Source organism: Polynucleobacter sp. HIN9 (assembly GCF_030297635.1).
GTDB lineage: Bacteria > Pseudomonadota > Gammaproteobacteria > Burkholderiales > Burkholderiaceae > Polynucleobacter.
Genome location: NZ_AP028140.1, coordinates 811,089 through 830,304 on the forward strand (window position 1 = coordinate 811,089; position 19,216 = coordinate 830,304).

The window sequence follows — 19,216 nt, forward strand, 5'->3', positions numbered from 1 at the left end:
AACAAGCCCCTAGTATAGGTAGATGACAAAAATAACTGACAATATTCGCTGTCCGCTATACTTCAGCCTACAAAATATTAACCATTTTGCAACACGATCACGCATATGAACAAAGCCATCGTTACTTCGCTCGGCGCTGCAGTATTCGCCGGTCTGTTTTCAATCACTGCCCAAGCCCAAGACGTTAAAGGTTCTGCAAAAGCAGGAGAGGCCAAAGTCTGGCTTTGCGCAGGCTGTCATGCCATTAATGATTACCGGGCTGACTGGCCCCAGGTTTATCGCGTTCCCAAGATTGGTGGCCAGAATGCTGACTACATTATTGCCTCTCTCAAAGCGTATAAATCGGGTGAGCGCAAGCATCCAACCATGCGAGCGATTGCGGGAAGTCTGAACGATCAAGATATGGCTGACTTAGCTGCCTACTACTCGACTCAAACGCCAACCTCTCCCCGTAACCCCTTAAAGTAATTGGAATCGAGAACATGATGAAATCCGCTCTGATCCTCTCCTTGTTAAGTGCCTCCATTGGGTTTGCTCACGCTGGTAATGTTGCCAAGGGTAAAGAACTGGTTGAAAAGAACAATTGTGCTGCCTGCCATGGCGCTGGCCTCAAAGCCCCAGTGGCCCCCGCTTATCCGAAAATTGCGGGTCAATACCAAGACTATTTGTATTACGCACTGAAGTCCTACCAAGTGGATGGTAATTCTCTGGTGGGCCGTAATAATGCCATCATGCAATCGCAAGTGAAGCAATTTAGCGATAAAGATCTAAAAGATATGGCTGCCTATATTGCATCGATTCCTGGTGATCTGATCGTCAAAAAATAAATCACCGCTTAAGCTCAAAAGCCTCCACTTAAAACTGGGGGCTTTTTTATTTGGCGGCCTCCAAGCCATGGGCCAGGTGAGTGCGCATCGCTTGTTCAGCAGCAACCGGATCGCGCTTAAGCAGGGCCTTTAGGATCTCGCGGTGTTCACTCAAAGATTGTTGCAAGCGCCCCGTGCGCGATAACGAGTCCTTGCGTTGCAGTTTTAGAACCTTACGAAGATCGTCAATCACGCTGCTCATCCAGGGATTGGCGGCAATCGCGATGATGCGCTCATGAAAGCGAACATTGATTTCAAAGAATAAATCGAGGTTGCGATCAGCGGCTGCTTTCTCAAGACGCAAGTGCAAATCATCCAAGGCATTGAGATCGCTTTCTTTTGCCTTCGTGGCAGCTTCTTTGGCAGCTTCACCTTCCAGTAAGGAGAGAACCGTAAAGATTTGCTCAAGATCGCCACGATTGACTTCGGTGACATAAGCGCCGCGGCGTAGTTTCATGGTGATGAGGCCCTCAGCCGCCAACACCTTAATGGCCTCGCGCATGGGAGTGCGGCTAATCCCAAATTCCTTGGCAAGGCTTTGTTCATCGATCCAAGCACCGGGGGCTAGTTCATGCGCAAAAATACGGCTACGCAGTTGATCTGCAACCTCTTCATAGAGCGGGCGAGTTGAAAGTAATTTACTCATTATTTCTGTAAGTCATTGTTTATTTATGATTTTAATTAATTAAAATACATTTATGAATTCATAATTATGTATCCAATTCTATGGACAAAACTATAAAAGTCAAGCAAAATGATGAAAATATCAATGCACATTCATGCACACATGGGGCGCTTATGACCAAGAACGCATCACAACCCAGCGGGCAATGGCCAGCTGCAGCCGATCAATCCCTTGAGCAATGGCAAAAAGCAGCCAGTAAATCGGCGCCCAATGGCAACCCGGATGCTTTAGGGTGGGATACCCCCGACGGCATCCATCTAAAAGCCCTCTACACCCAAAATGATCTTCAGGGGTTGCCTTATGTGAACTCACTCCCTGGGTTTGAGCCCTATCTGCGCGGACCACAAGCGACGATGTATACGGTGCGCCCTTGGACCATTCGTCAATACGCCGGATTCTCAACGGCCGAAGAGTCCAATCGTTTCTACCGCAAAGCCCTTGAAGGAGGTGGTCAAGGGGTCTCAGTGGCATTTGATCTGGCTACGCATCGGGGCTACGACTCGGACCATCCTCGGGTGGTGGGTGATGTGGGTAAAGCGGGGGTTGCGATCGATTCGGTGGAGGATATGAAGATCCTCTTTGATGGCATCCCCTTGGACAAAATCTCGGTCTCGATGACCATGAATGGTGCCGTACTACCAGTCTTGGCAGGTTATATCGTGGCCGGTGAAGAGCAGGGCGTGAAGCAAGAGCAACTGAGTGGCACGATTCAGAACGACATTCTCAAAGAGTTCATGGTGCGCAATACCTATATCTACCCACCCGGACCCTCGATGCGCATTGTCGGTGACATCATTGAGTACACCGCAAAGAATATGCCCAAGTTCAACTCGATCTCGATCTCGGGCTATCACATGCAAGAGGCTGGAGCAAATCAAGCCCTAGAGCTCGCATTTACACTGGCCGATGGCAAGGAGTACGTCAAAACTGCCTTGGCCAAAGGTCTTGATGTGGATGAGTTTGCCGGCCGTCTGTCCTTCTTCTTTGCGATCGGTATGAACTTCTATCTGGAAGTTGCCAAACTGCGCGCTGCTCGCATCTTGTGGTGGCGCATTATGAAAGAGTTCAATCCCAAGAATCCCAAGTCATCGATGTTGCGTACCCATTGCCAAACCTCAGGCTGGTCGCTCACCGAGCAAGATCCCTATAACAATGTGGTGCGCACCACGATTGAGGCTATGGCTGCGGTCTTTGGCGGAACGCAATCACTGCACACCAACTCATTTGATGAAGCAATTGCCTTGCCTTCAGAGATGTCCTCCCGAATTGCCCGCAACACCCAATTAATTTTGCAAGAAGAGACCCATATCACGAGCGTAGTTGATCCTTGGGCAGGATCGTTCATGATGGAGAAATTAACTCAAGAGATGGCAGATGCCGCCTGGGAAATTATTTTGGAAGTGGATCAGATGGGTGGCATGACCAAGGCTGTTGAGAGTGGTTGGGCCAAGTTAAAAATTGAGGCGGCTGCTGCACAAAAGCAAGCCAAGATCGACTCCGGATCGGATGTCATTGTGGGTGTGAATAAATACAAACTGGAAGAAGAGAGTTTGGTGGATGTCTTAGTCATCGATAACGATATGGTTCGTAATAATCAAATCGCTCGCTTAAAGGACATCAAGGCTAAACGCAATCAAGCGCAGGTGAATCAAGCCTTGGCGGATCTGACAACAGCAGCCGAGAACAATACAGGTAATTTATTAGATTTAGCGGTCAAAGCAATTCGTTTACGCGCAACGGTGGGCGAGGTGTCGGATGCTTTGGAGAAAGTTTATGGGCGCCACCGAGCCGATACACAAAAGGTGACCGGAGTGTACGCAGCTGCATATGATTCAGCCGAAGGTTGGGAAAAACTTAAAGTCGAGATCGCTGAGTTTGCCAAAGAGTACGGACGTCGTCCGCGCGTCATGATCGCAAAACTTGGTCAGGATGGACACGATCGCGGCGCCAAAGTGGTTGCTACCGCCTATGCTGATCTGGGCTTTGATGTGGATATGGGACCTTTATTCCAGACACCGGAGGAGTGTGCGCGCCAAGCCATTGAAAACGATGTGCATGCTTTGGGGATCTCTACCTTAGCCGCTGGGCACAAAACTTTGGTTCCTGCGATTGTGGCGGAACTCAAAAAACAAGGCGCCGATGACATTATTGTGTTTGTGGGTGGCGTCATTCCGCGACAGGATTACGAGTTTTTGTATGAGGCAGGCGTGAAGGGCATCTACGGACCTGGTACGCCGATCCCCGCCTCTGCAAAAGATGTGCTCGAGCAAATTCGGAACAACCTGCGCTAAGCCCTCACAATGTCGAAAGCTCCAAGCAATGAGCAGTTAGTGGCAGCCTTGCTCGGCAAGCCCTGTGCGGAGCAACGTCGGGCATTAGCCAAAGCCATTACTTTATTAGAGTCAACGCGCCTTGATCATCGCGCGCGCGCCGATCAATTACTCAACACCATCTTGCCGCACACGGGGCGATCCTTTCGTCTCGGAATCTCAGGAGTGCCCGGGGTTGGTAAATCCACTTTAATTGAGAACTTAGGTCTTTACTTAATTTCCAAAGGCCATCGGGTTGCTGTCCTGGCAATTGATCCATCCTCAAGCTTGTCTGGTGGATCGATCTTGGGTGATAAGACCCGCATGGAACTGCTGTCAGTCAATGAGAATGCCTTCATTCGCCCAAGTCCATCCTCGGGAACCTTGGGTGGTGTTGCCGAGCGCACCCGAGAGGTGATGCTCTTAGCCGAAGCCGCGGGACATGATGTCGTGATTGTGGAGACCGTTGGGGTAGGGCAAAGCGAGATTGCGGTGGCTGGGATGACCGATCTCTTTATGTTGTTGCAACTCCCCAATGCCGGTGATGATCTGCAAGCCATTAAAAAGGGTGTGATGGAGATCGCGGATCTCATCGTGATTAATAAAGCGGATCTAGATCCGGATGCAGCCACCCGAGCCCAAGCATTTATTACAAGTTCCTTGCGCTTAATGGGATTTCAGGGGAACCCAGACCACGCCGCTCATGATGCTGAGCAATGGCATCCCGTGGTGATGCAAATGAGCGCACTTCTCAATCAAGGTGTAGCGCAATTGTGGGATGAGATCACTCGCTTTCAGTCCCTCGAATCGAAGAATGGCCATCTACAAAAGCGTCGTCGTCAGCAAGCCACTGCTTGGATGTGGGAGCGCATCGATAGCGCTCTCAAAAGTAATTTTAAGAACCATCCTGGAGTACAGCAGTTGTTACCCGAACTCAGTGCCGCTGTGAATGAGGGCACGATCGCACCTTCTGTGGCAGCGCGTCGCTTACTAGACGCGATGCAAACACCCGATATTCAATAGGAGTTTTTATGCAAGACATTATTTCTCAATTGGAATCCAAGCGCGAGTTAGCACGTCTTGGTGGCGGTCAAAAGCGCATTGCTGCTCAGCATGCCAAGGGCAAACTCACTGCACGCGAGCGGATCGAGTTACTGCTCGACGAAGACTCCTTTGAAGAGTGGGATATGTTTGTGGAGCATCGCTGCACGGATTTTGGGATGGCCGATCAAACGGTGCCTAGCGATGGTGTCGTCACCGGTTATGGAATGATTAATGGGCGCTTGGTGTTTGTGTTCTCGCAAGATTTCACAGTTCTGGGCGGATCTTTATCGGAAGCCCATGCTGAGAAAATCTGCAAGATCATGGATCAGGCCATGAAAGTGGGTGCGCCCGTAATTGGACTCAATGACTCTGGTGGTGCACGCATTCAGGAAGGGGTTGCCTCGCTTGGTGGTTATGCAGAGATCTTCCAACGGAATGTATCTGCTTCGGGTGTGATCCCGCAAATCTCTTTGATTATGGGTCCCTGTGCCGGTGGTGCAGTGTACTCACCTGCTTTAACGGATTTCATCTTCATGGTGAAAGACACCTCTTACATGTTCGTCACTGGACCCGAGGTAGTGAAAACCGTGACCCACGAAGATGTCACCGCAGAAGATTTGGGTGGTGCGAACACGCATTCCACTGTATCGGGAGTCTGTGACTTGGCATTTAATAACGATGTTGAGGCGATCATGATGCTACGCCGTTTCTACAGTTATCTACCGCTCTCAAATAAAGAAAAAGCCCCTTTTCTGGGCGGTCTTGTCTGGTCGGATGAGCCCGATTACTCGCTCGATACATTGGTGCCTCTCAACCCCAATCAGCCGTATGACATGAAAGAGCTGATTCATAAGATTGTGGATGATGAAGACTTCTTTGAGTTGCAGCCCGACTATGCCAAGAACATCATTATTGGCTTTGCACGCATTGGCGGCCAGACTGCCGGTATCGTTGCTAATCAACCTTTGGTGCTTGCAGGGTGTCTCGATATCAAATCATCGATTAAAGCCGCTCGGTTTGTGCGCTTTTGTGATGCTTTTAATATCCCGGTCGTGACCTTGGTCGACGTGCCAGGTTTTATGCCAGGTACCGCTCAAGAGTACGGTGGCATCATTAAACACGGCGCTAAATTACTCTATGCCTATGCCGATTGCACTGTTCCCAAAGTCACTTTGATTACACGCAAAGCCTACGGCGGCGCCTACGATGTGATGGCATCAAAACATTTGCGAGGCGATGTGAACTTTGCTTGGCCCTCGGCAGAGATTGCGGTGATGGGGCCTAAGGGCGCTGTTGAAATTATCTTCCGCGAAGAGAAAAATGATTCGCAAAAGATTGCCGAGCGTGAAGCAGAGTACAAAGCGAAGTTTGCAAACCCCTTTGTCGCAGGACGGCGTGGCTACATTGATGATGTCATCATGCCCCACGAATCACGCAAGCGGATTGCACGATCACTCGCGATGTTGCAAGACAAAGATTTGCAAAATCCTCCCCGTAAACACGGCAACATCCCTCTTTAATTTAACCGACTGACCAATCACTATGTTTAAGAAAATCTTAATTGCGAACCGCGGTGAAATTGCTTGCCGAGTGATGCTAACTGCAAAACGCTTGGGAATCCAAACGGTTGCGGTCTACTCCGAAGCGGATGCCGAGGCGCGTCATGTTCGGATTGCCGATGAGGCCGTTTGCATTGGACCGCCACCATCGCGCGAGTCCTACTTGCAAATGGATCGCATTATTGCGGCGTGTAAAGAAACGGGTGCGCAAGCGGTTCATCCGGGTTATGGCTTTTTGTCCGAGAACGAAGAGTTTGCTAAGCGCGTTGAGGAAGAGGGCATTATCTTCATTGGCCCCAAATATCAATCGATTGCTGCAATGGGCGACAAGATTGCGTCTAAGAAACTTGCTTTAGAGGCAAAGGTTAACACCATCCCCGGCCATAACGCCGCTATTGATGATCCTCAGGCTGCGGTAAAAATTGCGCAGGGAATTGGCTACCCAGTGATGATCAAGGCCTCTGCTGGTGGTGGGGGTAAGGGATTGCGTGTTGCGTATAACGACCAAGAAACGGCCGAAGGCTTTGTGGCTTGTAAGAATGAAGCACTTAATAGTTTTGGTGACGACCGCGTCTTCATTGAGAAGTTTGTAGAAGAACCGCGGCATATTGAGATCCAGGTATTAGGCGATGCGCACGGTAATGTGGTGTATTTGTGGGAGCGTGAGTGCTCGATTCAGCGTCGTCATCAAAAAGTGATTGAAGAGGCGCCATCGCCATTCTTGGATGATGCCACCCGTAAGGCCATGGGCGAACAAGCGGTAGCGCTCGCCAAGGCCGTTAACTACCAATCGGCAGGTACTGTGGAGTTTGTGGTTGGTAAAGACAAGTCGTTTTACTTCTTAGAGATGAACACACGCTTGCAGGTTGAGCATCCGGTCACCGAATGCATCACAGGACTTGATCTTGTCGAGCAAATGATCCGGGTGGCTGCTGGTGAGAAGTTGGCATTTACCCAAAACCAAATTCCGCGCAATGGCTGGGCGATGGAGTGCCGCATTAATGCCGAAGATCCTCTACGAAACTTCTTGCCATCGACCGGACGCTTGGTGAAGTATCAGCCTCCGGCATCCAAAGATGGTGTACGAGTTGATACGGGTGTATATGAGGGTGGCGAGATCCCGATGTATTACGACTCAATGATTGCAAAACTCATTACGCATGGTGCCAACCGCGAGGAGGCAATGAGCAAAATGCGCGGGGCGCTCAATGAGTTTGTAATTCGGGGGATTCATTCGAACATTCAGTTCCAATCTGCTTTGCTACAACACCCACGATTTCTCTCGGGCCAGTTCAATACTGGATTTATTGCTGAGGAGTTCCCCAAGGGATTTTTAAAAGGATCGGTTGAGCCCAGTGACTTGAATCGCTTACCAGCTTTAGCAAGCTTTGTGCACCGTCGTTATTTGGAGCGTGCCAAATTACTTGAAGGGCAGCTCTTAGGCCACGAAATGAAGATTACCCAAGAGTTTGTGGTGATGCATGGTGACACATCCTACGACACCAAGATTGAGCAACGTGATCACGGTTACCAAATATCCGTCAAAGCCAATCAAGGCAAGAACACGATGACGGATTATTTCTTGGAGAGTGATTGGCAACCCGGTTCGATTCGTTTGATCTATCGTTTAAATGATGGACCGACGGCATGTGCGCAAGTGGAGCGCCCAGGCTTGGGTTATGTATTCATGCAAGATGGCGTGCATTTTGACTGCGTGGTCTTAAGTCCATTTGGGGCAGAGTTGCAACGCCGTATGCCATATAAGGCGCCTCCTGACACATCGAAGTTACTACTGTCGCCGATGCCCGGACTATTAACCAAATTACATGTAGCCAAGGGTGATAAGGTTACTGCTGGTCAGAAATTGGTTGTGATTGAGGCCATGAAAATGGAGAACACTTTATTCGCTTCGCAAGATGGGGTGGTGGACGATATATGTGCCACTGAGGGATCGAGTCTTGCAGTCGATCAAATCATTATTCAGTTTGCGAAGTGATCACTATGAGTCGACCATTCAACATTCTGGGGGTTCAGCAAATTGCCATCGGTGGTACCGATAAGCAAAAGCTTAAAGCGCTGTGGGTTGATCTTCTTGGCCTGCAATACAAAGATACCTTCGTATCCGAGCGCGAGAACGTCGATGAAGATATTTGTGCCATCGGTCGTGGCCCGCACGAGGTTGAAATTGATTTGATGCAACCATTCGATATCGATAAAAAGCCAGCTGTGCATCAAACCCCACTCAATCACATTGGTTTGTGGGTTGATGATTTGCCCAAGGCGGTGGAGTGGTTGACGCAACAGGGTCTGCGATTTGCCCCCGGCGGGATTCGGAAGGGGGCAGCAGGTCACGACATTATTTTTGTTCATCCCAAAGCGAACGAGGAGTTCATGTTCTCGGGCGAAGGGGTTTTGATCGAACTGGTACAAGCGCCACCCGATGTGATTGCCGCATTGGCATAAACCCCAATTTGTGTGCAGTGCAACAATTCAGGCATAATAGTCATCAATTTGTCATTTAATCCTTAAAACCGATTAGGAGTATTCATGTCTGGCGCCCCAACCATCGAATCCAGTGGCATTGAGCTCAAAGCCAAACTCAATCCGGATTTTGCAACCGTTGTTTCCCCTGAGGCTCTCGAGTTCGTTGCTAAATTGCATCGCGCCTTTGAACCACGTCGTCAGGAACTTCTCAAAAAACGGGTTGAACTAGCCAAAAAATTGGACGCCGGTCAAAAGCTTGATTTCTTGCCAGAAACTAAATCCATTCGTGAGGGTGATTGGAAAATTGCTCCAGTACCCAAAGCACTGGAAACTCGCCGCGTGGAGCTTACTGGTCCAGTCGATGCCAAGATGGTGATTAATGCGCTGAACTCTGGTGCAGATTCGTATATGGCGGACTTTGAGGATTCCAATAGCCCCTATTGGGAAAACATTGTGCAAGGGCATGTCAATTTAAAGAAAGCCGTGCGCCGTGATATTGAGCTCAATCTCTTTGGTAAGGAATACAAGCTCAATGAAAAAACCGCGACCTTAATTGTTCGTCCTCGCGGTTGGCATCTCGATGAGAAACATGTCTTGGTTGATGGTCAGCGTGTCTCAGGCGGTATTTTTGACTTCGCCATCTTCACCTTTAATAGTGGTAAGTATCTCGAAGCGAGAGGCTTAGGCCCATTTTTCTATTTGCCAAAGATTGAGAGCCATCTAGAGGCTCGCTTATGGAATGACATCTTTACTATGGCCGAGAAAGAGCTGGGCATGAAGCACGGCAGCATCAAAGCAACGGTGTTGGTTGAGACCATCAATGCCACCTTTGAGATGGATGAGATCCTCTATGAGTTGCGTGACCATAGTTCGGGATTAAATGCTGGTCGTTGGGATTACATCTTCTCCGCGATTAAAAAGTTCAAGCTCGATAAAAACTTCTGTTTGGCCGATCGTGTGAAGGTGACCATGACCTCACCCTTTATGCGCGCCTATGCACTCTTTCTTTTAAAGACCTGCCATAAGCGCGGCGCCCCAGCAATGGGTGGAATGAGCGCTTTCATTCCCATTAAGAATGATCCTGAGAAGAATGCGATTGCGCTCGCAGCTGTATCAACGGATAAGCGTCGTGAAGCTACCGATGGCTACGATGGTAGTTGGGTTGCCCATCCAGGTTTGGTTGAGTTGTGCATGAATGAGTTCAAAGCCGTATTGGGTGACAAACCCAATCAATTTGATCGTCAACGCGAGGACGTTCAGGTCACCGCTGCGGATTTACTCAACTTTGCTCCAGAGGGACCAATCACCGAAGCAGGGCTGCGTTATAACATTAACGTCGGTATCCATTACATGGGTGCTTGGCTTGCTGGTAACGGTTGTGTGCCCATCCATAACCTGATGGAAGATGCCGCTACTGCTGAGATCAGCCGCTCACAAGTATGGCAATGGATTCGGTCGCCCAAAGGAGTTCTCGACGACGGTCGTAAAGTCACCCTTGAGCTAGTGCGTCAACTGATTGGTGAAGAGCTCACGAAGGTCAAAGACTCCGGTGCTGTTGGACAGTTTGATCGTGCCGCTAAGATCTTTGAGGACTTGGTTGCCAATGATGATTTTGTGGAGTTCTTAACCTTGCCGCTGTACGAAGAGTTTTAAACTCAGGACATCTAGCATGCGCATCTTGGCCATCGACACTTCGACCTCGTGGTGTTCGGTGGCCTTATGTTTTGATGACAAACCGATTCTGTATCGGCATGAGCTACTTGGATCAAAAGCGAGTCAGCATCTCTTGCCATGGTGCAGCGAGCTACTACAGCAGTGTGGCGCACGTTTCTCCGATCTGGATGCCCTGGCGGTAGGTGTGGGTCCTGGAGCATTTACTGGAGTACGTCTCTCGGTTGCAGTTGCCCAGGGATTATCGGTTGGCTCGCAATTGCCAGTAATTCCGGTGACCAGTCTTGATGCGATGGCATCGCAGTTTGCGCAACACCATCAAATGCCTCAAAACACGACATTCACCATTGCTCTGGATGCCCGTATGGGTGAAGTGTATTGGACTCGCTATCAAATAGAAGCCTCACAGCCTAAACCGATTCATCCAATACAACTAACTGCCCCAGAGTATATTGAGGATAACCATCAAGATTTAATTGCCGGTAATGCCCTTGCTGAGTATGCCGATGATTTCAAGGATCATTTTGTAGGTCGACAGATTGATTCGCAGCTAGTGCCCAATGCATTTAGCATCTTAGATCTCGCGCAAGTGCGTTATCAAGCGGACCAAACGATTTCGGTTGAGCAGCTTGAGCCCCTCTATATTCGTAATAAAGTGGCTCTCACTACCCAAGAACGTCTCGATGCAGCAAGCCGCACCCCAACCGGTCATTTGCTTGGCTGAGCTGGTTCTGGAGCTGATGACCGAATCCGATCTGGATGCGGTCATGGCAATTGAAGCAATTTCGCATCAGCACCCATGGTCGCGCAAAAACTTTAGCGATTCGATCGAAGCGGGCCATTGGGCATATTGCCTGCGCGAGGTAGGCGATCCTGACAAGCGCATTTGGGCCTATTGCATCTTGCTACCCGCAGTCGATGATCTCCATCTTCTCAATATTACGGTGGATACGGATCTGCGCAAACAGGGCATAGGCCTGCGACTCATGAGTGCTATCCAAATGATCGCATCTAATTTATCAATCCCGCGGATTTTGCTTGAGGTTCGTCCCAGTAATCGTGCTGCAATCGCACTCTATGAGAAGGCAGGATATGAAGAGTTAGCGCGGCGCAAAGCCTATTACCCAGTAGAATCTTCTTCTAGTACGCGTGAAGACGCGATTGTGATGACCAAAGCCATCGATTGCCCTGCAAAACCCTATGAACATTGACGATCGCTCACGTTACTTAAAAGAAATGGGCATTACCGAGTGGTCTTTGCGTTCTGCTGCGGAAGTCTCTCCACCCAGCATGTCTCCGAATGCTGAGCCTCATCAGGCCATCTCCAATTTGGAGCCTAAGGTGTATTGGCTGTTTTATGGTCAAGCGCCCGGTGGTGATCAAGAACGCTTATTCCAGAACATCATTTTGGCCCTCGGGCTCTTACCCAAAGAATGGGAATGGCGTTCACCGACCGATACGCAAGCACCGAATACGCATTTGCCATGTGTGGCATTTGCCTTCGGTGAGCACGCAGCACAGACCTTAAGTGGAGAGCAAGAGCCACTCGCGCACTTGCGGGATGTAGTCCTAGAGATTGCTGGTCAAGACATTCCCTTGATCGCCAGCGTTGATCTGGCGCACTGCCTCAGCCGACCGAAGGACAAAGCGCTCTTGTGGCAAGATCTATTGCTAGCCCGCTCTGTATTGCAATCGCTCTAATTAGTGCTTGGCTTCGCCAATCAGATGCAGCGAGTCATACTCGGCCTGGTTGGCTTGATGCTTCTTAATCACTAGCCACATGGTGAGGGCAACGCCTAAACCAAAGCCGGTAATCACGATGGGTACTGGAACGTCTAACCAAATCAGCAGGGCATAGAGCATGAGCATCATTAGAACCGAGAGGTTCTCATTGAAGTTCTGAACAGCAATAGAGTGACCTGCAGAAAGTAGGACGTGACCACGGTGCTGTAAGAGGGCATTCATTGGAACAACGAAGTAACCTGCTAACCAGCCAACGGTGATCAGAAGGAGATAAGCAGGTAGAAGATTAAAGTTGACTTCCAAGGCGCCAATCTTAAAGAGCACGATTGATGGGATGTATTCAATATGGTAGATGGCCATGATGCATACCAGCAGGCCCATTACGACGCCATACGGCAAGACATTTAAAGCGGACTTTAATGGAATACGTGAGGCTGCCCAAACCGCACCCCCGGCGACACCAATGGCAGAAACTGCTTGCAAAATAGCCCCTTGCGAGAGGTTCATATTCAGCGCGGTCTCAGCCCACTTCAGCACGATGAACTGTAAGGTTGCACCCGCACCCCAGAAAAGAGTGGTAACTGCCAGGGAGATTTGGCCCAAGCGATCGCGCCACAAAATATGAAAACCGACAAAAAAATCTTTGGTCAACTGAATAGGGTCTAAGCGCTGCTCTGGGTAGCGTGCCCCCGTATCCGGAATCTTTAAGTTAAAGAGTGCGGCGATCAGGTAAATAAACATAATGATCGAGATCGCGGATTCAGCAGGGCTATCAACACCCGTGTTAAACAAAGGCAAATCAAAACTCATGAGGGAAGCTGAAACTTTGGTGCTAATCAACACACCACCCAAGACGGTGCCCGCAATAATCGAGCCCACGGTCAAACCCTCGATCCAGCCATTGGCGGCCACGAGTTTTTCAGGGGGGAGCAGCTCGGTCAAAATGCCATATTTTGCTGGTGAATACGCAGCTGCTCCAAGACCCACAATCGCATATGAAGCTAACGGGTGAGCGCCAAAAAGCATCGCGGCACAACCAATAATTTTGATCGTATTGGTGATGAACATCACCTGACCTTTGGGCCTGGAATCAGCAAAGGCTGCAACAAAGGCAGCCAATAATACATAGGAGAGCACAAAGAACAGTTTGAGAAGCGGGGTCATCCACGCCGGGGCAGCGAGTTGGGCTAAGAGGGCAATGGCCGCAATTAGCAGGGCGTTATCGGCGAGCGACGAAAAAAATTGCGCCGCCATAATGGTGTAAAAACCTGGTTTCATTCGTACAATTGCTTCATTTACTAGATTAGAGCATGAAAGGGGAGATTTCTGGAACGCCCGATTCTGGCAACGATTGACACTGCTGCATTAGGCCACAATTTAAGGCGGGTCAGAGAACTCGCGGGTAATTCTCGCATATGGTCTGTGGTTAAAGCCCGCGCCTATGGCCATAGCCTAAGGGCGGCGTTGGCAGGACTTTCGCAGACCGATGGATTTGCGGTCTTAGATCTCGATGATGCCCGCTGGTTGCGGTCGCAGGGCTGGACCAAGCGCATTTTGCTGTTAGAGGGTCTTTTCCAAGAGGGTGATATTCCGTCAGTGATTGAGCTGGACTGCGATGTGGTGGTCCACAACCCCAATCAAGTGACTTGGCTTGAAAAGCAAGCCCATCCCGTCACCATCTTTCTCAAACTCAACTCTGGAATGAATCGTCTTGGATTTCGACCAGAAGCGTATCGATTAGCCTACCATCGGCTTCATGCCGCCGGGCACCGCATGAACCATATGACTCACTTTGCAAATGCCGACTACGTTGATCGCGAGCCCTCAGTCGGTGCTCAAATGGAGTGCTTTACCAAGACGATCGATGGATTAGCGGGTGAGACCTCGCTGGCTAACTCGGCAGCGGTCTTATGGCATCGTAACGCCTTAGGTGATTGGGTCCGTCCCGGGATTATGTTGCATGGGATTTCTCCATCGGGTCAGTTTGCGGATATTGCCCATGCCAATTTGCAAGCGGTGATGACCCTATCAAGCTCCATCATTGCGATTCAAGATCTAGAGCCGGGCGACGCAGTGGGTTATGGATCACGATTCCGAGCAACTGGGCGGATGCGAATTGGTGTGGTTGCTTGTGGCTATGCGGATGGTTATCCCCGTCATGCAAAAGACGGCGCCCCCGTCTGGGTTTATGCGGATGATCCAAGCCAATCACGGCTTTGCCCGATTGCGGGACAGGTCTCGATGGATATGCTAACCATTGATCTCACCCATGCGCCCTGGGCAACCGTCGGCACCAAAGTAGAGTTGTGGGGTAAAAACTTGCATGTCGATGATGTGGCAACACACGCCCAAACGATTGGCTACGAACTGGTATGCGCGATTGCGCCTCGGGTACCGCTCGAAATTATTTAGTGATCCAGAACTGCCACCACTTGCGCTCTTTCTGAACGCGCTTGCCCGTTTTAAAGATCTGACTATCAGGGAAATTGAGCTTAAAGACCCGCATGGCATCAGAGCTTAAGTCATACATCCCCAAGGCTTGATAGGACTGAACCAAAATGAAGAGTGCTTCCTCAACCGCTGGCGCACGATCGTAATCCCGAATCACGAGTTGAGCACGGTTGGCAGCAGCTAAGTATGCGCCTCGATCGTAATAGTAGCGCGCCACAATCACATCAGCCTCTGCTAAAGAGTTGACGATGTAGCGCATGCGATCAAGTGAGTCGGGGGCGTATTTACTGTTGGGGAAGCGTTCCACCACGACCTTGAAGGATTCAAAGGCCTCTTTGGCTGCTTTGGGATCACGTTCACTCAGATCTTGTCCCGTGAACTTTCCTAAAAATCCTAAATCGTCATTAAAGGTGATCAGACCCTTGAGGTAATACGCGTAATCTAAATTGGGGCTACCTTGGTGCAACTTAATGAAGCGATCGATTTGGACCATTGCTTGGGCAGGCTCCTGGGCTTTCCAAAAGCAATACGCGGAATTAATCTGAGCTTGCTGGGAGTAGGGACCAAAGGGGAAGCGCGCCTCCAGTTTCTCAAAGTACTGACCGCACTTATCAAAATCATTCTCATTCATCTTGTCGCGCGCTTCGGTATATAGCCTAGCTTCGGACCAGCCCAAGGTTTCATCGGTACTGGTATTGGCGCATGAAGTGAGAAGCATTACAGAAGAAACTAGTGAAGTAAGAGCAACAAGCCTTAAACTAGCACGATGGTGCCCCATAGGGGGAATAGATAACACAATAAGGTCCTTCCAGCGTGGCATTGCCGCAAACTCCTGATCCGAATCCCTCTGATTATATCGATGATGAGGATTTCATTGCGCTTGAGATCCCGGATGCATGGGCGGGAGAGCGTTTAGATAAAGTCTTAGCCCATTTTTTAACCGACTACTCCCGCAATCGGATACAGGCATGGGCCAATCAAGGAGCGGTCCTAGTTGACGGCAAGGTCGTTAAATCTCGCCAGATTTTGCGAGGCGGTGAGGCGATTCGGGTCTTTCCACAAGAGATGCCGGAGCAACATGCATTTGAGCCAGAAGATATTCCACTCAATTGCATCTATGAAGATGATCATCTCTTGGTCTTTAATAAAGCGGCTGGGATGGTAATGCATCCCGCGGCTGGTAATTGGACTGGAACGGTACTCAATGGTCTTCTGTTTCATTACCCGGAGCTCGCCCAGTTGCCTCGTGCTGGGATTGTGCATCGACTCGATAAAGACACCTCAGGACTCTTTGTGGTGGCCCGAACAGCATTAGCCCAAACCGCCCTCGTACGACTATTGCAAGATCATTTGGTGGAGCGGCGCTATCTAGCCTGGGTATGGGGCGACACCCCATTACATGGCACGATTAACGCTGCCTTGGCACGCGACCCGCGCGATCGACTCAAGATTGCCGTGGTGCCTGCCGATTCTAGAGTAGCCAATGCCAAAGCCGCACGCACCCATTACAAACGCTTAGCGCTGGGCGCCTACCAACAAAGTAAGGTCTCATTATTGGAGTGTCGCTTGGAGACCGGTCGAACCCATCAAATTCGCGTTCATCTTGAGTCTTTGTCTTATCCATTATTAGGTGACCCGGTATATCGCAAACGAATCCCAGCGGCTGCGAGTCAATTGCTCCTAAAGCGCCAAGCCCTCCATGCGTTTGCGTTGGAGTTTGTGCATCCAAGCACACACGAACCGATGCGATGGTTTGCTCCCATTCCAAATGATCTCTTAGAACTGCATGCGCAAGTGCATATGGATGCCGCAGATCTTCCCAAACCATTTGATGACTCCTCCTCATGAGCCCGCTTCGTATTCTGAGACCCGATTGGCCAGCACCTACTAATGTGCATGCCTTTACAACCACCCGGCAAGGTGGCTTTAGTCAAGCACCATATGATCAATTCAATCTAGGGGCATTTGCTGGCGAGGATCTAAAAATTGTGCAACAAAATCGGGCCTTGCTCAACGCCTTATTACCGCAAGCACCATTTTGGATTAAGCAAGTGCATGGTACCGATGTGGTCTTAGCAAAAGGTGTGCACGAGGGTATCGGCGATTGCATCATTGAGGCGGACGCGAGTGTGACGACGACTCCGCAAACCGTGTTGAGCATCTTGGCGGCTGATTGCATGCCAGTGCTCTTCACGAATCGATCAGGAACAGCAGTTGCTGCTGCACATGCGGGTTGGCGTGGGTTATGTGCCGGTATTCTGGAAAATACGGTAGCCAAACTTCTCAAAGAGTCCTCAAGCACCGCATCCGATGTGCTCGCATGGATTGGTCCGAGCATCTCGGTGGCACATTACGAAGTGGGCGGTGAAGTGCGTGCTGCGTTTATGGAGTCAGCAGTGCAATTTGATTATCTACTCGACGACGCATGTTTTATTCCTAATCAGACCTCAAGCCATGAGAAGTATTGGGCCGATCTGCCACGAATTGCCAAATCCCGACTTCAAGCCTTGGGTATTGGTGCGGTCTATGGCGGCGATTTATGTACCTTCAGTGATCCTGAACGTCTTTACTCCTATCGCCGTGAAACCCCCACGGGACGCTTTGCTAGCTTAATTTGGTTCAATCCGAAGCCCTAGCAATCAAGGTAATTGCCGCATCTCAGCCCAGCGATCCTGATAAATGCTAGGGTTAGTGCTTATAACCCTTGCGTCATAATCACCTGAGAATAGAGACGTACTGTTTAGTTTGATTGACACTTTTAAGAAGATCACCATCATCATGAATTTGGGTAATTCACCAAGCTTAGCCCCGCAATACATGGCCATGATTCCCCCAGACAAGCTCTCCGAAATTCAAACCAAATATCTCGAAGACCTTGGTAAATTGGGTAAAGATCCCAGCGCATTGGAATTCAAAGACCGACGCTTTATGGGCGAGGCTTGGCAAAACCCTTGGAGCAAAGCACTAGTCTCCACCTATTTATTGAATGCACGTTATCTCAATGAGCTCGTGCAAGCCGTGCAGACCGATACCAAAACTCGACAGCGTATTGAGTTTGCGACCAATCAAATGATTGATGCCTTATCGCCCTCAAACTTCTTGGCCACCAACCCAGAGGCATTGGAGACTATTCTCAAGACCCAAGGTCAATCGATTCAAAAGGGGATCTTGAACTTATTGGGTGATCTTGGCAAAGGAAAGGTGAGCCAAACCGATGAGAGTGGCTTTGAGGTGGGTAAAAATTTGGCACAGACCGAAGGTGCGGTGGTATTTCGGAACTCGCTCTTTGAATTGATTCAGTACAAGCCTCTCACTGATCAGGTTTATGAGCGACCATTCTTAATGGTTCCCCCGTGCATTAACAAGTACTACATTCTAGATTTGCAACCTGATAACTCTGTAGTGCGTTATATGGTGAGCCAAGGGCACACCGTATTTTTGGTCTCCTGGAAAAATCCAGACGCCAGCATGAATCGCATTACCTGGGAGGACTATGTGGGTACTGGCGTGCTCGAAGCAATTCGGGTTACGCAGGAAATCAGTCAACAAGACAAGATCAATATTTTGGGCTTCTGTGTGGGCGGTACTTTAGTGAGCACCGCACTCGCAGTGCTGGCTGCACGTAAACAGGATCCTATTGAAAGCCTGACGCTTTTGACTACCTTATTGGATTTCACGGACACAGGCATCCTCGATGTCTTTATTGATGAGTCCTTGGTCAATCTGCGTGAGAAATCCATCGGTGGTGCTGAAGGGCGTTATGGCCTCTTATCTGGTTTGGAGTTAGCCAATACCTTCTCCTTCTTGCGACCCAACGAGTTGGTGTGGAACTATGTGGTGGATAACTACCTCAAAGGTAACTCGCCACCGCCATTTGATTTGCTCTACTGGAATGGGGACTCCACCAATTTGCCTGGCCCGATGTATTGCTGGTATCTACGCCATACTTACTTGCAAAATGATCTAGCCAAACCCGGCAAGCTCAAGGTCTGTGGGGAGAAGATTGATTTAAGTAAGATCAAGGTCCCTGCTTACATCTACGCATCACGTGATGATCACATCGTGCCATGGCACTCGGGTTATCAGAGTACTCAAATTTTGAAGGGGCCGATTCGGTTTGTGATGGGGGCCTCGGGTCATATTGCGGGTGTAATTAATCCTCCGCATAAGAAGAAACGCAATTATTGGACTAATTCTGATTTACCAAAAACCGCGGATGCATGGCTCAAAGGTGCCAAAGAAGTGCCCGGTAGTTGGTGGCCCGACTTTACCGAGTGGCTCGCTCAATATGGTGGTAAACAGATTCCTGCACCGAAAAATTATGGGCATGGCAAGTACAAAAAATTAGTTGCAGCACCTGGCACCTATGTGAAAGAAAAGGCGCAAAAGGTTTAATCGATTGAT

General features: G+C 49.6%; 18 protein-coding genes. 15 read left to right on the forward strand and 3 right to left on the reverse strand.

Annotated features, from left to right (window positions below; genetic code table 11):
- Positions 1 to 105: 105 nt before the first annotated feature.
- Positions 106 to 468, forward strand: a complete 363-nt coding sequence (locus QUE62_RS04320) for a c-type cytochrome (protein ID WP_286224620.1) — start codon at positions 106 to 108, stop codon at positions 466 to 468.
- 17 nt (positions 469 to 485) lie between these two features.
- On the forward strand, positions 486 to 827 hold the full coding sequence (locus QUE62_RS04325) for a c-type cytochrome (protein WP_286224726.1): 342 nt from the start codon (positions 486 to 488) through the stop codon (positions 825 to 827).
- Positions 828 to 873: 46 nt separating this feature from the next.
- On the opposite strand, the gene QUE62_RS04330 is transcribed toward QUE62_RS04325, so the two are convergent.
- Entirely contained in the window at positions 874 to 1,512 is a 639-nt protein-coding gene (locus QUE62_RS04330) for a GntR family transcriptional regulator (RefSeq protein WP_286224621.1), read from the reverse strand.
- A 152-nt stretch (positions 1,513 to 1,664) separates the two neighbouring features.
- On the opposite strand from QUE62_RS04330, the gene scpA reads away from it, so the two are divergent.
- The 9 genes from scpA (at position 1,665) to QUE62_RS04375 (ending at position 12,319) form a co-directional block, all read left to right on the forward strand.
- A complete protein-coding gene (gene scpA / locus QUE62_RS04335; RefSeq protein WP_286224622.1) occupies positions 1,665 to 3,842 on the forward strand; it encodes a methylmalonyl-CoA mutase in 2,178 nt (725 codons plus the stop codon).
- 9 nt (positions 3,843 to 3,851) lie between these two features.
- On the forward strand, positions 3,852 to 4,883 hold the full coding sequence (gene meaB, locus QUE62_RS04340) for a methylmalonyl Co-A mutase-associated GTPase MeaB (protein WP_286224623.1): 1,032 nt from the start codon (positions 3,852 to 3,854) through the stop codon (positions 4,881 to 4,883).
- Between the two features lie 8 nt (positions 4,884 to 4,891).
- Positions 4,892 to 6,424 carry an acyl-CoA carboxylase subunit beta gene (locus tag QUE62_RS04345; RefSeq protein ID WP_108508348.1) on the forward strand — a complete coding sequence of 511 codons (1,533 nt, stop codon included), beginning with the start codon at positions 4,892 to 4,894 and terminating at the stop codon, positions 6,422 to 6,424.
- Positions 6,425 to 6,446: 22 nt separating this feature from the next.
- Complete coding sequence (accC, locus tag QUE62_RS04350) at positions 6,447 to 8,459, forward strand: acetyl-CoA carboxylase biotin carboxylase subunit (RefSeq protein WP_286224624.1); 2,013 nt, start codon at positions 6,447 to 6,449, stop codon at positions 8,457 to 8,459.
- A 5-nt stretch (positions 8,460 to 8,464) separates the two neighbouring features.
- On the forward strand, positions 8,465 to 8,926 hold the full coding sequence (locus QUE62_RS04355; protein WP_286262459.1) for a VOC family protein: 462 nt from the start codon (positions 8,465 to 8,467) through the stop codon (positions 8,924 to 8,926).
- A gap of 84 nt (positions 8,927 to 9,010) precedes the next feature.
- On the forward strand, positions 9,011 to 10,600 hold the full coding sequence (aceB, locus tag QUE62_RS04360; protein ID WP_286224626.1) for a malate synthase A: 1,590 nt from the start codon (positions 9,011 to 9,013) through the stop codon (positions 10,598 to 10,600).
- Positions 10,601 to 10,616: 16 nt separating this feature from the next.
- Positions 10,617 to 11,342: a tRNA (adenosine(37)-N6)-threonylcarbamoyltransferase complex dimerization subunit type 1 TsaB gene (gene tsaB / locus QUE62_RS04365; RefSeq protein WP_286262461.1), complete on the forward strand. Its 726-nt coding sequence runs from the start codon at positions 10,617 to 10,619 to the stop codon at positions 11,340 to 11,342.
- A complete protein-coding gene (rimI, locus tag QUE62_RS04370; protein WP_286227381.1) occupies positions 11,302 to 11,829 on the forward strand; it encodes a ribosomal protein S18-alanine N-acetyltransferase in 528 nt (175 codons plus the stop codon). Before tsaB ends, rimI begins: the two co-directional genes overlap by 41 nt.
- A complete protein-coding gene (locus QUE62_RS04375; protein WP_286262463.1) occupies positions 11,819 to 12,319 on the forward strand; it encodes a DNA polymerase III subunit psi in 501 nt (166 codons plus the stop codon). Before rimI ends, QUE62_RS04375 begins: the two co-directional genes overlap by 11 nt.
- On the opposite strand, the gene lplT is transcribed toward QUE62_RS04375, so the two are convergent.
- Positions 12,320 to 13,639 carry a lysophospholipid transporter LplT gene (lplT, locus tag QUE62_RS04380; RefSeq protein WP_286262466.1) on the reverse strand — a complete coding sequence of 440 codons (1,320 nt, stop codon included), beginning with the start codon at positions 13,637 to 13,639 and terminating at the stop codon, positions 12,320 to 12,322.
- Positions 13,640 to 13,687: 48 nt separating this feature from the next.
- Between lplT and alr the strand changes: the two genes are divergently transcribed.
- On the forward strand, positions 13,688 to 14,773 hold the full coding sequence (alr, locus tag QUE62_RS04385) for an alanine racemase (protein WP_286224727.1): 1,086 nt from the start codon (positions 13,688 to 13,690) through the stop codon (positions 14,771 to 14,773).
- On the opposite strand, the gene QUE62_RS04390 is transcribed toward alr, so the two are convergent.
- Positions 14,766 to 15,590, reverse strand: coding sequence for an outer membrane protein assembly factor BamD (locus QUE62_RS04390; RefSeq protein ID WP_286262556.1), 825 nt, complete (start codon positions 15,588 to 15,590; stop codon positions 14,766 to 14,768). The two genes, alr and QUE62_RS04390, sit on opposite strands and share 8 nt — an antisense overlap.
- A 35-nt stretch (positions 15,591 to 15,625) precedes the next feature.
- Between QUE62_RS04390 and QUE62_RS04395 the strand changes: the two genes are divergently transcribed.
- The 3 genes from QUE62_RS04395 (at position 15,626) to phaC (ending at position 19,207) form a co-directional block, all read left to right on the forward strand.
- Entirely contained in the window at positions 15,626 to 16,660 is a 1,035-nt protein-coding gene (locus QUE62_RS04395) for an RluA family pseudouridine synthase (protein ID WP_286262467.1), read from the forward strand.
- Positions 16,657 to 17,448, forward strand: a complete 792-nt coding sequence (gene pgeF / locus QUE62_RS04400) for a peptidoglycan editing factor PgeF (RefSeq protein ID WP_286262469.1) — start codon at positions 16,657 to 16,659, stop codon at positions 17,446 to 17,448. The genes QUE62_RS04395 and pgeF overlap by 4 nt, the downstream gene beginning before the upstream one ends.
- 142 nt (positions 17,449 to 17,590) lie before the next feature.
- A complete protein-coding gene (phaC, locus tag QUE62_RS04405; RefSeq protein ID WP_286262559.1) occupies positions 17,591 to 19,207 on the forward strand; it encodes a class I poly(R)-hydroxyalkanoic acid synthase in 1,617 nt (538 codons plus the stop codon).
- The last annotated feature ends 9 nt before the right edge of the window (positions 19,208 to 19,216 follow it).